Annotated in this window: 13 protein-coding genes and 2 pseudogenes; 5 read left to right on the forward strand and 10 right to left on the reverse strand. The window is 54.6% G+C overall.

Annotated features, from left to right (window positions below):
• Positions 1-62 precede the first annotated feature (62 nt).
• Positions 63-455, forward strand: a complete 393-nt coding sequence (locus tag Q363_RS32865; protein WP_245632634.1) for an ArsR/SmtB family transcription factor — start codon at positions 63-65, stop codon at positions 453-455.
• A gap of 3 nt (positions 456-458) precedes the next feature.
• Positions 459-1,574, forward strand: coding sequence for an ACR3 family arsenite efflux transporter (gene arsB / locus Q363_RS32870; RefSeq protein WP_051979662.1), 1,116 nt, complete (start codon positions 459-461; stop codon positions 1,572-1,574).
• A 497-nt stretch (positions 1,575-2,071) separates the two neighbouring features.
• Here the strand turns inward: arsB and Q363_RS32875 are convergent, their stop codons facing one another.
• From Q363_RS32875 to Q363_RS32885, 3 genes are all read right to left on the reverse strand, one after another.
• Positions 2,072-2,833 carry an alpha/beta fold hydrolase gene (locus Q363_RS32875; protein WP_035359028.1) on the reverse strand — a complete coding sequence of 254 codons (762 nt, stop codon included), beginning with the start codon at positions 2,831-2,833 and terminating at the stop codon, positions 2,072-2,074.
• 122 nt (positions 2,834-2,955) lie between these two features.
• Positions 2,956-3,816 (reverse strand): alpha/beta fold hydrolase, encoded by an 861-nt coding sequence (locus Q363_RS32880; protein WP_084081002.1) that lies wholly within the window; start codon positions 3,814-3,816, stop codon positions 2,956-2,958.
• Between the two features lie 188 nt (positions 3,817-4,004).
• A complete protein-coding gene (locus tag Q363_RS32885; RefSeq protein WP_051979663.1) occupies positions 4,005-4,643 on the reverse strand; it encodes a TetR/AcrR family transcriptional regulator in 639 nt (212 codons plus the stop codon).
• A gap of 384 nt (positions 4,644-5,027) precedes the next feature.
• Between Q363_RS32885 and Q363_RS32890 the strand changes: the two genes are divergently transcribed.
• Positions 5,028-5,771: an SDR family oxidoreductase gene (locus Q363_RS32890; protein ID WP_035359030.1), complete on the forward strand. Its 744-nt coding sequence runs from the start codon at positions 5,028-5,030 to the stop codon at positions 5,769-5,771.
• 205 nt (positions 5,772-5,976) lie between these two features.
• Here the strand turns inward: Q363_RS32890 and Q363_RS47355 are convergent.
• Positions 5,977-6,390: pseudogene (locus tag Q363_RS47355) on the reverse strand (transposase); the annotation flags it as partial.
• 154 nt (positions 6,391-6,544) lie between these two features.
• On the opposite strand from Q363_RS47355, the pseudogene Q363_RS41770 reads away from it, so the two are divergent.
• Positions 6,545-6,687 (forward strand): annotated as a pseudogene (locus tag Q363_RS41770) (IS3 family transposase); the annotation flags it as partial.
• A gap of 69 nt (positions 6,688-6,756) precedes the next feature.
• On the opposite strand, the gene Q363_RS32900 reads toward Q363_RS41770, so the two are convergent.
• The 6 genes from Q363_RS32900 to cpaB all read right to left on the reverse strand — a co-directional run bounded on the left by Q363_RS32900 (position 6,757) and on the right by cpaB (position 12,971).
• Positions 6,757-8,403, reverse strand: coding sequence for an ArnT family glycosyltransferase (locus tag Q363_RS32900; protein WP_035359034.1), 1,647 nt, complete (start codon positions 8,401-8,403; stop codon positions 6,757-6,759).
• Complete coding sequence (locus Q363_RS32905) at positions 8,404-9,465, reverse strand: glycosyltransferase family 2 protein (protein ID WP_064742771.1); 1,062 nt, start codon at positions 9,463-9,465, stop codon at positions 8,404-8,406. It lies immediately after the preceding gene.
• A gap of 130 nt (positions 9,466-9,595) precedes the next feature.
• Positions 9,596-9,799 carry a Flp family type IVb pilin gene (locus Q363_RS32910; protein ID WP_035359035.1) on the reverse strand — a complete coding sequence of 68 codons (204 nt, stop codon included), beginning with the start codon at positions 9,797-9,799 and terminating at the stop codon, positions 9,596-9,598.
• 253 nt (positions 9,800-10,052) lie between these two features.
• Positions 10,053-10,526 carry a DUF192 domain-containing protein gene (locus Q363_RS32915; RefSeq protein ID WP_084081003.1) on the reverse strand — a complete coding sequence of 158 codons (474 nt, stop codon included), beginning with the start codon at positions 10,524-10,526 and terminating at the stop codon, positions 10,053-10,055.
• Positions 10,527-10,542: 16 nt separating this feature from the next.
• A complete protein-coding gene (locus tag Q363_RS32920) occupies positions 10,543-12,123 on the reverse strand; it encodes a pilus assembly protein N-terminal domain-containing protein (protein ID WP_245632635.1) in 1,581 nt (526 codons plus the stop codon).
• Positions 12,123-12,971 carry a Flp pilus assembly protein CpaB gene (gene cpaB, locus Q363_RS32925; protein WP_035359036.1) on the reverse strand — a complete coding sequence of 283 codons (849 nt, stop codon included), beginning with the start codon at positions 12,969-12,971 and terminating at the stop codon, positions 12,123-12,125. The genes Q363_RS32920 and cpaB overlap by 1 nt, the downstream gene beginning before the upstream one ends.
• 283 nt (positions 12,972-13,254) lie before the next feature.
• On the opposite strand from cpaB, the gene Q363_RS32930 reads away from it, so the two are divergent.
• Positions 13,255-14,691, forward strand: a complete 1,437-nt coding sequence (locus Q363_RS32930; protein WP_035359037.1) for a hypothetical protein — start codon at positions 13,255-13,257, stop codon at positions 14,689-14,691.
• Positions 14,692-15,000: the final 309 nt, after the last annotated feature.

The raw sequence follows: 15,000 nt of genomic DNA on the forward strand, positions 1-15,000 counted from the left end.
CTGGACACATATGTCAATACGAATATAATCGTTTCATGGCAGCGAGACAGAAGGCATTTGATATGGAGCGGTTCTTTCAGGCGCTTGGAGACAATACCCGGCTGCGGCTCCTGAACCTGATGGGAGACCGGGAAATCTGCGTCTGCTACTTCGTAGAGATCTTGGATCAGCCCCAGCCTAAGATTTCTCGCCACTTGGCATATCTGCGGAACGCCAAGATCGTGACCCCCCGGCGCGACGGCAAGTGGATGCACTACCGCATCGTTATGCCACCCAATGAGGGTGCAGCGAAGGTTCTGCGGGAAACGCTGCAATGGTTCAAAGAAGAGAAAGCCATGCAGGCAGATCGGGCTAAGCTCACCAAGGTGTGCTGCACACCAGAGAAGTTCGTGACTTTGCAGGGAGCGCCCTTACCAGTGCCAATTGAATCATCCACGGTTTTCGCTTCGAGGTGAAATATGTCCAGCATTCCTTACACTCAAGGCCAGGTGTGCGCACCGATGCCTCGCAAAAAGCTGTCCTTTCTTGACCGCTTTCTCACTGTATGGATTTTTCTCGCAATGGCGATCGGTGTTGGCCTCGGGCATTTCATTTCCGGTTCGGCAGCCCTTGTGAACAGCTTCCAATCGGGCACAACCAATATTCCCATCGCTATCGGCCTCATCATCATGATGTATCCGCCGCTGGCGAAGGTCCGCTATGAAAAGCTGGGCGAGGTCTTCCGCAATCGCCGCGTGCTCGGACTCTCTCTGCTCCAAAACTGGTTGATCGGCCCGGCATTGATGTTTCTGCTTGCCATCACCCTCCTGCGTGGGTACCCCGCCTATATGCGTGGCTTGATTCTCATCGGAATTGCGCGCTGCATTGCGATGGTTCTGGTTTGGAACGAGCTTGCGGAAGGAGATACGGACTATGTCGCCGGTTTGGTGGCATTGAATAGTGTGTTTCAAGTGGTCTTCTACAGCCTGTATGCCTGGATTTTTATAACAATTCTTCCAACATGGTTCGGGCTGAAGGGCTCAGTGGTAAACATCGGCATCGGACCCATTGCCAAGAGTGTCTTCATCTATTTGGGCATACCGTTTCTCGCCGGAATGCTGACTCGATTTATATTTCTTCGAGTCAAGGGCGAAGAGTGGTACAGGACCCAGTTCATTCCGCGCATTAGTCCTCTGACGCTGGTGGCGCTTCTCTTCACTATTGTCGTGATGTTCAGTCTCAAGGGTGATTTGATTGTGAAACTGCCATTAGATGTACTCCGGATCGCAATACCCCTCGTGGTCTATTTCCTTGTCATGTTCCTGGTCAGCTTTTGGATGGGGCGGAAGCTGGGCGCCAATTACGCGCAGACGACCACTCTTTCCTTTACCGCGGCGGGCAACAACTTCGAACTGGCGATTGCAGTCTCGATAGCGGTCTTTGGACTGAACTCAGGCGAGGCGTTTGTTGGCGTGATCGGCCCGCTGATCGAAGTTCCCGCGCTGATCGGCCTGGTGAATGTCGCGTTCTGGTTGCGGAAACGCTATTTCGCTGAAGTCACCCATTTAAGGGACAAAGCTGCAATCAGCGCATGAGAGTAGCCGCAACGAGACCGAGCCAGATAGATCGACCATCCCCCGATGCCTCCGCACGAGCGCAGAGTACAGGTAGTATTCGGACGGAATCAAGTCACAACGATGCTTAGGAAGCCTCCCGCTCCCTGGAGCCGGTCGTCTCCACGATAACTAGCTCGTAGGGCATACAAGGTCCGTGCCGTACCATGCCTGAAGGGATGCCCGTTGTCAAACGCCATCCACAAGGCCCTGCCACACCGCAAGGAGGTGTCCACCGTTTCTGGGTTCGCTATAGGAATTCGGCGTCTGCAGTTCCTGGCCGCCCACGTTTTATGGAGTGTAGTGGCTTGACTCGCCCGGCTGCTGGGCGAACGCCTCCGAGGAGGTCACGACAACCCGCGAGGGCCGTGAGGGCTGCAATGGCAGGCAACCGCCATCGCTTCAAGTTCAAATATTGACGCACGTTTATCTACCTTTTCATGGGGAAAGTTCTGATTTCAAGAGACGAGACCTGCTTGCTATTGGCAGAAAGAAAGTATGGCGGAAGCCAGATCGACTGGCTTCTCCAGAAAGATCAAGTGGCCCGAATTGAGTTCAAGAGTCTTCGCGTCAGGAACCAGATTCTCCGAGTAAGCTGGCGGCACGATCTTATCGTGCTTTGCAGTAATCAGCAGCGTCGGAGTCTTAATTCTCGCGGCGTACGCCCGAACATCCACACTAAGGTCAACCCTGATGGTCTGCTCGATCGGGCGCCAGTCAGTCGATGCGATATAGTTTTCAATGATTCCGTTTAGAGTGGGTTCGTCAAATGCAGACAAAAAACCGGGACTTAGGCCACTTACCAGCAGCAGTTTTGTGAATGCTACTTTATCTGTGCTCACCAAGCGAAGCCACAGTTTGAACTGCAGATTCATCCACGGATCGCTTCCATGGCTGAAACCTGATACGAGTACAAGCGAACGGACCATCTCCGGATACTCTGCTGCGATGCATGTGGCAAGTGCCGCTCCAAGGGAACCGCCAACTAGATCAAAGCGTTGCTTACCTTCGGTCCTGACTGCAGCTACAACCTCATCCGCGAGATCTTTTATCGCAAGTTCATTCATCGAGTTCCTTCCAACGACTCGCTCTATGTAATTTGGACGAATCACCGAGCGAGAGTTAGATAGCTCTTCGACTACCCGCGACCAGTCCTCGGATTTCCCCATTGTTCCATGCACAACCACGATTGGTAGATCTTTTTCACCGACCAAGTAACGTTTCTCCTTCTCTGAATTCATAATTTCCTTTTATCTGGTGTACGAATCGTGTTATCTGACAAAGCGCCACGATGCTCACATTCCAGTTCACACTCAACACTGTGTGCTCGTTGCGCGCGAGAGTTGATTTCCAATCAGGTCAGTTACCTGTCGAGAAATCGAATGATTGAGTTGTTTAATGTTGTGGAGTCTTGCCAAGGGGCAAAATGGCTCACGTTGGGAAGGATGATCAGCTCTGCACCAGGAATGGTGGCCGCAAGATAGTCCGTGTGAGCACGCGTAATGAATTCTTCATGGTCGCCATCGGCGATGGCAATCTTAGACACTTTGATAGCAGCGAGCTCCATCGTCGTGTAATTGGGCTCCTTCTTCTGCATCGTCTCGAGTGCCAGGTGAAGAGTGCCGAATTCGTTGGGCGTGGGTGAGATGCGGGCGTAATCCTTCGCCAACCTTGCTCCCACTTCGGAGAGGATAGGCGAAGTAAAAGCGCCCGATACGATGGCATCAGTATTCATGTTTGCGCCAAAAGCGTACACCCTGTTGACTCGTTCTGGATTCTTCATTGCCATGATGAGGCTGATGATTGCTCCGTCACTCCAGCCAACGAAGGACACCTTCTTAAGGTGTAGCGTATCCATTACGGCCACGACATCGCTCTGCATTTTCTCATAGGAAAGCGGATAAGGTCCTAGTGTGCTCCGCCCGTGGCCACGACTATCGATCAAGATCACCCTATGGTGAGTCTTGATCAAAGCTGGAACCTGATTCCCCCAACTCAGGCTGCTCTCCATTCCTCCGTGCAATAAGACAACTGGCTCGCCCTTACCGGCCGTTCCATACCAGATCCGAGCTCCGTCATGATCAACGTAACCCTCCACTGCCACTGCTGAAAGAGGTTGTTCCGCTGGCAGGGTTTCCCAGGCTGGAGCCGAAGAAACATTGCTCGCTATAGGCGGCGGCCAGATAAGCGCAATGGCAAGCAGAGCCGAAGTGGTCGATAACATGCTATCTCCTCTATTCATAGAAGTTATAGGTGGTCCCGCTGGCTTCGGAAGTGCTGTCAGCGATCTTTGGGCTGAAGCCTTCGCGATGTTTGCGAACATCAAGTTTCTCGCCCTCACAGGGCGCCGGGTTTGCGAACGCCCTCGGGCGCCGGAATTGCCTGAATCAGCGTACTCATATTAGATATCCTCTATTGCCCCTTGCCATCACGTGAGGCAGTTCTGAGTCTGACCGCAGTCTCCAGGTACAGACTGAGGTGCCTTTGAGCGTCGTCGAGAGCCGCGGACCGCTTATTGATCCGTGCTACTACCGTTGCTCCCTCGAGGATGGAGATCACGAGGTTGGCGACCGAATGTGGGTCAATCTCCGGGTTGATCTGTCCGGCTGACTGGCCATCTTCAACTATCTTCGCCAAAAGATCCTCCCAACCCTTCAGCGCCTTTCTGACCCTTGTGCGGAGGGCGAGGTTGCCGTCATCGGCATCTACCGCAAAGTTTAAAAGAGGGCATCCCCCGGGAAAACTCGGGGTATTGACATAGTTGTCTACGTGCACTTTCAGTTTGTCTACCGCATTTGAAACGGTGTCGATGTTCCGAAGTCGTTTGTCACTCGTCTCCTTCCACGCATAGTCGAAAGCGAGGAGTGCCAGTTCTTCCTTTGTAGAGAAGTGGCCGTAGAGCGTCCCCTTCTCCAGGCCTGAAGCCGCAACGATGTCCCCCATCGAGCATCCAGTGAACCCCTTCTGGTTGAACAGCACTGCGGCGGTTTCTACGATCTTCTGACGGCTGCGCTCACCCTTCGTGACGGCTGCTTTCGTTTTTATAGTCATAGCTCCGCATTCCCTGAATCCCTCAATGGCCTTTCTCCTGTAACTTGCGGGTAAAATCGGCGGCTTCGTTGCCGCTTCCGCGGGTAACGATTACCGTGATGCTTTTTTGACCTAGCCTGCCGAGCGGTCTCAAAACCGATGCAGTGATTTGATCCAGGGATTAGTACCACTGTTTTTTTGCATCGGCCACAATTTTGGCCTTCCAAAGAGTAGACGACAGAAACGTCTTCGGAGATTCACATTCTCCCACCGACCGGTCGGATACGTTTACAACATGGCTTTATGCCGCCGAGATTTGCCCCTGGTTAAAAATATTCCGACTGGTCGGAAATAATTAGAATCATCCGCATGCCTCTTGTATCTACTAGTCAGGAGGCCACGAACATGGCAAACGAAAATAAAGCAGCTTTAGTTACTGGTTCCAATCGCGGAATCGGTTTTGAGACTGCACGGCAGTTGGGTCAGCAAGGCGTAAGGGTTATTGTCAGCGGACGCACGGAGCGCGAAGCTGCAGATGCTGCGAGCAAATTGCGCAGCGAAGGCATCGAAGCAGAGGCACTTGCACTGGATGTGACCAAGGCAACCGATCGCGCTGTCGCGGCAAAATTCATCGAGTCACGCTACGGCAAGCTGGATATTCTGGTCAACAATGCTGGCGTAGGGCCGGCAGATGGGCTCATTGGCCTGCGTGCGAGTGAATCGACCGAAGCGGAGTTGCAGAGCATCTTCAACATCAACCTGTTTTCCTTGGTAGCTTTGACTCGCGAATTTCTGCCCTTGCTGAAGAAGAGTGAAGCGGGACGGATCGTCAACCTCGCCAGCATCCTCGGCTCTCTGACACTTCAGGCAATGGACCCGAGCCCCATCGCGCCACTGCGGAAGTTCGCTTACAACGCCTCCAAGGCCGCGGTCAACGCGTTCACGATTCATCTGGCAGCGGAACTCAAGGACACCAACATCAAGGTGAACTCCGTACATCCGGGCTGGGTCAAAACCGCTCTTGGCTCGGACGCGGCGCCGATGTCTGTGCCTGACGGAGCAAAGACCACAGTGGCGGTCGCGTTGCTTGGAGACGATAGCCCCAACGGTCGCTTCATCCACGAAATCAATAAAGAATTACCATGGTAAGACATTCCGCTTTACGCAGGCCGAAAGTATTGGTGGACGGCGACACTGTTCACCGCCCACCAATATTAAGCGGATTAAAAGAGAGTCCTAATGAGTGACATACTAGTGCACAATCGCCGCGACTTTGTCAAAGGAATTTCGCGCTTCACGACTACCTGACTTCTGCTTATCTGGTTGTTTCAGCAGAGCCCCTATGGGTTGTGGTTCAGGCTGTTCCGGGCGATATAGGACGGTCAGAGCCGCCCCGAATCTGCATGTAGGGCACGGGTCTACGTGCTGCTCCGAGGCCGAGCAGGGTTTGAAAAGCGGCCATCGGTGTCTGGCGGCGATTGTGACGGAAAACGAACTCATCCAGGTAGACCTGGAGTTGTTCGCGACTCACGCCGTGATACGTCCCGATCAACCACTGTTGCAGGTTCCCAATGGATCGATCGGCCAGTGGCACCACCGATTTCGAGCCTTTGCGAAGGTCGCCTTGCAGGGGCTGGGTACGCGGAACATGCCGGAATCCCACTTGTATGAGCGCCGGAGTAAAAATGCCCAGTCGGTCACAACAATAATTCCGCCCCTTTGCTTGTATACGCTCGCTCTCTTGAAGGAAAGCCATGCGCGCGGCTGCACTTTTTGCTCAGGCACTACGACGGTCTCAAAACTTCCGGACATCACAACGCGCGGAAACTTAATCTCCGTGGCACTGTCTCCGTTATCAACGGACCACAACAAGGGGCTTCTGTGTATGCGTTGAAATATATTCGGCACGTACCTGTCCATAACACGATGGGTCGTGCGTACGGCTGCGGCCGAAGCATGCGAACCATGTATGGTCGTACGATTCCGTGAGCGCGAGGACACACGGCGAGAGGACGCTGCGCGGATGTTAAATCTCATCGATGAGCACAGCACTAACAATCTTGCTGGTGCAAAAGAACTGGCAGACCAATTTGTCGCGACGACCGAAATCTCTAAGCTAAGCGAATAGTGAAATCTATTTGTAGTCTGGATGGCCTTCGCTCTTTCGTTCCATGATGCGGATTCCGTTCACAGCTTTCACTACCCTATAGTGGGATTCGAGATAAGGCTCAAGGATGTAGTCATGAGGATTTGTGCGTTTCGCCTCAGGGAAGAAAGTGCTGGCGGCTCTGGCTTCGAAACCTGTGTCCCAAATCACATATTTCACCCGATGCTGCTCCAGGGTTCGGACGACCTCTTCAAACTGGGAGCTAATGTTGTAGTTGTAGAAAAGAATACTGTAGTGCGTTGGATTCACAGTGGAAGAGAGGAAGTAATACATCGGGCAATATGGATACGCAAAGATCTCCTCGCCTGGAGCTACATGCTCATCTAAGAATGTAAGCACTGGATCATCTTTGAACACGGCTACCGTACCTACTCGCGTCGTCAAAGGATGTGCGGTGAGTGCCAGAAACAGATTGAAGCACGCCAGGCAGCCTGCGCTTATTAAGAGAAGCTGTAGTGCTAGATCTGCAACTTTCTCACGGCGTTCCATCAGAAGATACACACCTACAATGATCAGCAGTGGCGACCCAAACACGAGATGCCAGATATCCTTGCGATGTATCTCCGACAGCCACAACGCCCACCCACACAACCAGTAGAGTGCAACTTCTGGTCTCATGGCGTTCCATTTGGATCGGGCAGCCAGGATAGGCAGCAATACAGGCAGTGCCGCTACAAACAGAAATGGAGTTATCAACACGGAAGCCATTCCTGTAGACCAATTGAAGCCACTCTTTGCTACCAAACGATCCCAATAGATAGCCAGACCCTGCGCATAAGGAACAACGTTCGTTGGGCCATAATGCCCGTATGGCCAAACGATTGTCACATAGACCAGATCCCGGAGCGCGCCTCGGCTCAAGAAATAAAGCAAGACGATGCCGATAACGCCACAATAACCTGCGGTTACCAGGCCCAGCGCAGCCATCGGCGCAGCGCCTTTTTGACGCCGCATCCAGAGCCAAAGCAAAATAGCGACTAACAGCAGCCCACCCTTGGGCTGATGAACGCTCGTCGTTACTCCAGCCAACATACCTGCGGCAATCAATAGAATGCCACTGCGCCTCTGCCGCCAAAGAACCATGCACGCTACCGACGCGAGTGCGAAGAAGTTGCTATCGACGTGGTGGCTGATAGTGGGCCACAGCACGCTGAAATACGTACCCACAAGGATGATGCAGGGCAGCTGTTGGTATCTAGGACAAACTCTTCGCGATAAAAAATAGACCAATAAGCCTGTCCCAAGAGACGTGATGAACAGGCATATGCGAGTCGCTATAAATGTGACGCCAAACAGCTTAAAGAAGGCACCCAGCCAAAAAAATGTTCCTGGCCCCATGGCCTCAAGAAAATCACGCGCAAATACCTGCCCATGAACTATTCTCACTGCGCCGTTGATGAGGGTTCCCTCATCTGTCGCTTCCAGGAGAATCCGCATGAATGGAAGCAAATAAAGGGAGGCACAAAGCGTGAAGATAAGGTATTCAACATACCCCCGCCTGTAGCTGCTTTGTACCTGATTTGCCTTGTCGCCGAAGGAATTGGCTCCTGATGAGGAGTCCGTTGAGGTGAGTTGACCTGATTCTACCGCTTCCGCAATTCGCATATCGGCCATTTATCCCCGAGCGCGAGCCAGCGGTTCATACGAAGGAATTTCTTCCGCGATACGGCGAGGTCTCTCAAATTCGTCGATCGAGATCGGCGCAGGGGTTACCTGATTCGCCAGAATGACGGCGCGCGGCAATGATCGCTGGGGCGTCGCAATGTTACAGACCTCCGTCACGACATAAAGAGGCCTCTGTTTCGCTTCTTCATACGTTCTGGCGAGGTAGTCGCCGATGCCGCCAAGCGCCAGCAAGATCATCCCCGAGAAGGCGCACTGCAGCGCGACGACCGAGGCCCATCCGGGGACAAGGGTCGTAGTCCAAAGCGCCATGTACACAACGCGCAAAAGGTATAGGAATCCGGCGCCACTGAGGATGCAACCTGCCGCTATGCTGATGCGCAGGGGGAACGCCGAAAAGGAAGAGATCGCGGTCCAGCCGAACCGCAGCATCCTTAGAAGAGGATAGTTCGTCTTGCCGGCAGCACGGGCACGGCGCTCGAAAGGCAGTATCGCTTCCTTCATACCAAGCCAGGCGACCATGCCGCGCATATAGCGATGCTGTTCACGGAGAGAGCGAATCGCAATGACTGCCCTGCGGCTGAACAAGCGGAAGTCACCGACATCAGGCGTAATCGGACGATCCGCGATGCGTGACAAGGTCCGATAGAACAATGCTGATGTCCACCGCTTGAACATGGTCTCTGCTTCGCGAGACACTCTTTGAGGCGATACCACGTCGTAGCCCTCCTCGAAGAGGGCAAGCATGCGCGGTAATAACTCCGGCGGGTCCTGCAGGTCCGCGTCCATGACGACGACAGCATCTCCATTGGCAAAATCCAGGCCCGCTGTCACGGCCGCCTGATGGCCAAAGTTTCGGGTGAAGCGGAGCAGTTTCACGCGCTGGTCGGCGAACGCAGCTTGTTCAAGAATGTCTGGTGTTGCATCCGTGCTGCCGTCATCCACGAAGAGGACTTCCCACGTCCGTCCGCGAAGCGCCCCGCGAAGACGCTCCAGCATCAACGGTATGGTCTCTGCTTCGTTCAGCACCGGAATCACGACCGAGAGAAGCATTTGGGACACCATCCAGGTTCGGTACTTTGCAAGGGAGAGTACGCAGGAACAACCTGGGCTGCCATGCGCATCTCCCCGCCGAGGAAAAGATCGAGCCGGTTTCCGTTTACCCTGCCATCTCTGGCATGGATTAGGGGGCTGGTATGTAACCGTTGAGCGTGTTGGCGATGCCGCCGAACGCTTTGTTGATGCCAGTTGCCAACGAGTTCATGCCGGCCGTCGCCGCAAAGGCAACCAGCGCAACCACGAGTGCATACTCGATGAGATCCTGACCCTCTTCGCGCTTCAGCAGGTTCTGGATCTTGATGGACAACATCCACAGTTGATCTTTCATTTCACTCTCCATGAATTGATAATCTCCAGCCTGTGACTGGACATTCTCTTATGAAGCAAGCGGGATTCCACTTTAGTTGTATCTTCTTGTTCTTCTAAGTGAGTCACTTACAAGAAACTATTCCGTAGAAGATGTGAACGCCTGTATACAAAGCACATCCGGAAAGGTACGTTACGTATACAGCTTATACAGCTTCCAGGTCTGGAATAACTGTGTGATGAGCTGTCCTATGAGTTATGATCCCGGCGATCTCTTACGATCTACGACTGTGAGCGCCCTGGGACGCATGAGAACTGCTCGCTCGATCACTCGCTGGAAGGGATGCGGTAAATTCGAGCTTGTCCCCCGGTTTCGTCTGCGTCCTCGAGATCGAGCCGGCCGCAAGCTCGAGCACTGAGTGCGCGGAGAGACAGGCCGACAGTCTGCTGGGCGGCACACTATGTCTGACCTTTTTCACCCTCTTGTTGCGATCCAGATAGACGAGGTCAATCGGAAACTGCATTCCGAACGTATGGACGGCTTCGCAGGGAACGATCCACAGCCCCTCTCCCGGAGAGAGCATCTTGCGACCCAGGAGCCCCTTTCTGCGTTTAGCGCCGCTGTCGGCTACATCTACGCAGTGGGCGAGTTCAGACTGCCGAGTCAGATTTGAGATCCTCAGGCACACCTCCGGCTTCGCCGAACGAGGTTGAACCAGATGATCCAATATCCAACGCGTCAGATTCATGGCTCGAACTCGATCCTTACGGAGGCGTGGGACCGGGGTGTGTCGTACCCGCACCCATGCCAGCAGCGGGAACAGTATAGATTGTTCCGGGAGAAATGCTAGTGGTATTCAGCGGCTGCTCAGACTGCATGCTCTGAACCAACTGCTCGACTGGCATCGTTGCTGGTGGAGCAGGCAACGGTTTGGCGCCCGTAACATTTGCGCCCGGGTTAGTCAGGGGGCCGGAGTTAGGCGGAAGAAACTCATCTGGATATTTCACCTCAGGCGGAGCCACACCAGCCGGTATGGGAGCTACGATCTCCGGCGTCACAATCACAACGAGTTCAGTGTTAGTTCGGATCTTGGACATCGACTGGAACAACTTACCCAGCACGGGAACATCTCCGATGAATGGAATCTTGGAGAGATTCTTGGTCTCTCGATTGTCGAGCAATCCGCCGATAGCGAAGCTCTGGCCCTCACTCAGCTCCACTTCGGTATTCACCTTTCGGCTGGCAAGGGATGGAACCGTGAATCCCGAAATCGTCAGGCCATTTGTAAAGTCGAGGTTGCTGACCTCCGGGGCAACCTGAAGACGAATGGTATTGCGGGGAGTGATAGTCGGGATGAAGTTGAGGCGAACACCAAACTCCTTGAATTGGATCGAAATTGCCGTGTTCCCGCCCGCGCCCCCGCCAACGCCCTGGACTACAGGGTAAGGATATTCGCCGCCGGCGAGAAAGCTTCCCTGTTTGCCATTGGCCACCAGCAGGTTGGGCTCGGCGAGAATCTGAAGGATTCCGTTAGTCTGCAGAGCCTGAATCGTCGCACCGAGATTGATATCCGGCCGGAAGATAAAGATGTTCAGTAGATTCGATAACGTGAACCTGCTAGGATCTGTCGACGTTCCAGTGCCTGCAAGGCTCGGCGGAGAAAACTGTTGTGTGGTGATTGATCCGATGGTATTTGCCGCGCCTGTGCTGAAGATATTGATGGCGAGCTGTTTGTTCAAATTCCGATCGAGGCTCGCGAAGCGCACCTTCAAAAGAATCTGGGGTTCGGGGGGAGGGACGTTGACGTACAGGAGATTGACCACTTTGCCCGCGGTAGAGGCGATCTGAACGGCGCGATCTGAGCTTTCAAGGTCCTTGACCGTACCACGAAGGAAGACGGAACCTCCTTCAGCGCTGACATGCAACGGCTGACCGGGAAACTCCGTTCTCAACTCGCGGCGCAGTGCCTCCAGGCGATCGTTCGCAGCCGGATTGCTTGCACGGACTTTCACATTGAAGAACTGCCGGCCTCCTCCGACCTGCCAAACGATGAGAGTTGTTTCGCCAGGCGCCTTGCCGTTGATCATGATCTCGGAGGGGCTGACAGCGGTGGCCTCGGCGAGATCGCCTGAGCCAACCGCGACCCGCTCAACCGGCCGGGCACAATCGACCAGAACTGATTTGCCGACCGCCACGACCAGGTCATTCGCCGAGTCTTGAATGTTGGCCCCGCCGGTCGACTGGGGAAGAGAGCCCGATGTCTGAGCCTGAAGTATTGGGCCCGCCCAAGTTGCAAAAAACGCGGCCCAGAGACAAACAATCGTGATGCCCGGATTCGGTCTCACTATTTCCCCTCACTCGAGACAAATTTTTCTTCACTCCGCTTCGATCCGTTGAATACCTGGATCAAAAAGACGTGAGCTGCTGGCTTGGGAGCAGGATGAGGCGTCCCTGTGGATCGAGGCTTCGGAGGCGCGGCATTCTTGTCGGCGAAGAGGTTGGCCACTGCGGTCCCTGGAGGCTCGGCAATCTTGGTGTCCAGCGGATTTCTCAAGACGAGCTGAATGCGCGTCTGATTACTGGCCAGGCTCAGAGCTTCAGCTTGCTCGGGAGTCACCAATAGATTGACTACCTGCACCTGCTTCGGCTTGCCTTCCTCGTCCTTCTGGATATCTGTGCCTGCAGATAGGACTTCTATGTTCTGGAGAAGAGTCTTTACCTTTGTTCCCTCAGTCGTGTTGGTGGCTCCCGGCGGATTACCCGAGATCAAAACATCCACTCGCATTCCTGGAGTTGCAAATCCAGCAACACCCACGACCTCGTCGACCTTGACTGCACAAGCTCTCATGCCCTGACTAATCATCGCAGCCAGGCCGCCACCAGAACCGGGTGCCGCCAGGCGGTTCTCGAGAATCGGCTCGTCCTGGTAGAGGTTCGAGATCACGCCACGACCGACGGCCTGCTTGCGATCGAGAATCGCTCCCTTAGGTACGGGGCCTGCAATTTCGGAGGTTGCCAGATCGACATCGCGCAGAACACTGCCGAGCTTGATGTCGGCGGCCGCCACAATTACAGACGTGTTCTTCCGCTGCGTTGCCATCAGGCGCCTGCCAACCACACGGTAGACGAGATAGCTACAGGCAGTTGCAATGACAAAAGCGCTCAGAAGGATGACCAGGACTCTCTTATTCATTCGCGGACCTATTTGAGCCGGCTCTACTTCGGCTCTACCTTCGCTACACCAGATGGCAATTCCTGTGCCAAAGAAGTGGCAGGCCGTTGTAACGACAAATCAGGGATTTAGGGGATGACGGTAAGAGAAGTGTGAACCCTTGTATACCAAGCTCGCTCTCTGGTGTAGCCGTGTAGACACGTTTCACGTGTTACTCGATAATTTGCATCGACTTACAGGCATGTAGGTTGGTCTGCGAATTGCAGCCGTGGGATGCGTAAATTACAGGAGGCCGGGGCTGTTCATGAAGTCTTCCAACATCGTTACGCTCTTTTCAGAGCAGCCTCCCCCGCGCACCACCCCATCTTCGTTCCTGGTTTCGATCCTGATTCACGGCGTCGCATTCGGCTTGCTCGTCATGGCTCTCAGGCATAGTCCCCGCATTGAACCATCTGTCATCGAACGCTATACCGTTCGACTTTTGAATGCGCCCCGGATTGAGACGCAGAGGCGACGTGCGAGCAACAGTGGCGACACGCAACCGACGACACAATCCGCATCGCACGACCTCGCGCCGGGAGGAGCTCCGGCAGCGCCGCCCGCAATTCCGGAGCAGCTGGCTCAACTGCTCTCTCAGCCTCGAGTTCTCGTGCAGCCGGACGCGCCTCCGGATCTCCTGCTCCCGCAAGAGACCCCCGTCCCACTCATCGTGATGTGGTCTCCTGAGAACTCTCCCAATAAGACGATCGTCCCGCCGCCTCCGCAAGAGGCCACCGTAACCAATGTGCGACCTTCGTTCGTCAAGCCGAATCGCGAGCCGGAGCTGGCGGACCTTAATATCTCGGCTACCCGCTTCCCTTCCCAGACTCCGACGATGCCCTCAAGCACCTCTCCCCTGGTCGTTCGCGGACCCGAGCCAGTCCAGCAGGTCCCGGAGACCGCTGCGGCGCAGCTCCAGCAACCCACTCCTGCACGGGTACTGTCACTCTCTGACGTTCAATCGGAGGGCCCAGTCGTGATACCGGTCGTCAATCAGGGCTCGAAGGCTGAAACGTCAACGTCTCTGGTCTCCCCGCGAGCGGAGAATACCTCAGGGAGCGGCAACGGCAATCCCGCCGCGAAACAAAATGGCGTTGGCGCTGGCGACGGCTCAGGGGAACAGAAAAACACTGCGGCTGCAGGATCAGGGCCCGGATCCGGATCGGAGACCGGAGGGAAGTCCGGTGCCGACCAGGGCTCTGTCTCCGGCGGGATTGTCGGCGGGGAAGCGTCTGTCGTCCACATCACCCTGCCGAAGGACGGTCAGTTTGGAGTCGTCGTCGTGGGATCTTCTCTGGCAGAACAGTATCCGGAGACGGTCGGAGTCTGGAGTGGCAGGCTGGTCTACACGGTGTACTTACACATTGGTCTGGGGAAGAACTGGATTCTTCAGTACACGGTGCCCCGCTCCGAGGAGGCTGCGGCGTCTGGAAACGTCACTCGACCGGAGGCACCGTGGCCGTACGACATCCTGCGGCCTAACCTCGTGGCGGACGACTACACTTCGGAGGCGATCATGGTTCACGGCTTTGTGAACCTGGCCGGCCGGTTCGAGCGTCTGGCACTCGTCTTCCCTACTCAGTTTGCGCAGGCAAAGTTTCTGCTTGACGCGCTCCAACAGTGGCAGTTCAGAGCCGCTCGGCAAAACGGAAACCTTACTGCCGTCGAGGTGCTACTGATCATTCCTGAAGAGGTTCAGTGACGGCCTTGGGGCCCCTCCCACTTCTTGCGCAAAGTATTCATTATACGTTAGTTATGGTCGTACTCCATGGCAAAGTATTCATTCTACATGACTTGAACGCAAGTCATTCACCACAAAGGTCTTATATTGCGTCCTTAAGAAATGAAAAGCCCCCAGGGTGACTGGAGGCTTTTCTCGTTTTCGATCTATGGAACCATACTCTATAGCAGATTGGCGGAAATTACTGCGCAGCGAATCTCCTTGATTGGCGCGGGGATTCGTTGCCTGGGGCTTGACACGTCAAAAGTGTCTCACCCACTACGGACGGAC

This window comes from Edaphobacter aggregans DSM 19364 (genome assembly GCF_000745965.1).
Lineage (GTDB): Bacteria > Acidobacteriota > Terriglobia > Terriglobales > Acidobacteriaceae > Edaphobacter > Edaphobacter aggregans.

Excerpts from the sequence above, each read along its gene's own strand:
- Q363_RS32865 (WP_245632634.1), top strand. The coding sequence starts at position 63 with ATGGAGCGGTTCTTTCAGGCGCTTGGAGACAATACCCGGCTGCGGCTC.
- arsB (WP_051979662.1), top strand. The coding sequence starts at position 459 with ATGTCCAGCATTCCTTACACTCAAGGCCAGGTGTGCGCACCGATGCCT.
- Q363_RS32875 (WP_035359028.1), bottom strand. The coding sequence starts at position 2,833 with ATGAATTCAGAGAAGGAGAAACGTTACTTGGTCGGTGAAAAAGATCTA.
- Q363_RS32880 (WP_084081002.1), bottom strand. The coding sequence starts at position 3,816 with ATGTTATCGACCACTTCGGCTCTGCTTGCCATTGCGCTTATCTGGCCG.
- Q363_RS32885 (WP_051979663.1), bottom strand. The coding sequence starts at position 4,643 with ATGACTATAAAAACGAAAGCAGCCGTCACGAAGGGTGAGCGCAGCCGT.
- Q363_RS32890 (WP_035359030.1), top strand. The coding sequence starts at position 5,028 with ATGGCAAACGAAAATAAAGCAGCTTTAGTTACTGGTTCCAATCGCGGA.
- Q363_RS32900 (WP_035359034.1), bottom strand. The coding sequence starts at position 8,403 with ATGGCCGATATGCGAATTGCGGAAGCGGTAGAATCAGGTCAACTCACC.
- Q363_RS32905 (WP_064742771.1), bottom strand. The coding sequence starts at position 9,465 with ATGCTTCTCTCGGTCGTGATTCCGGTGCTGAACGAAGCAGAGACCATA.
- Q363_RS32910 (WP_035359035.1), bottom strand. The coding sequence starts at position 9,799 with ATGAAAGATCAACTGTGGATGTTGTCCATCAAGATCCAGAACCTGCTG.
- Q363_RS32915 (WP_084081003.1), bottom strand. The coding sequence starts at position 10,526 with ATGAATCTGACGCGTTGGATATTGGATCATCTGGTTCAACCTCGTTCG.
- cpaB (WP_035359036.1), bottom strand. The coding sequence starts at position 12,971 with ATGAATAAGAGAGTCCTGGTCATCCTTCTGAGCGCTTTTGTCATTGCA.
- Q363_RS32930 (WP_035359037.1), top strand. The coding sequence starts at position 13,255 with ATGAAGTCTTCCAACATCGTTACGCTCTTTTCAGAGCAGCCTCCCCCG.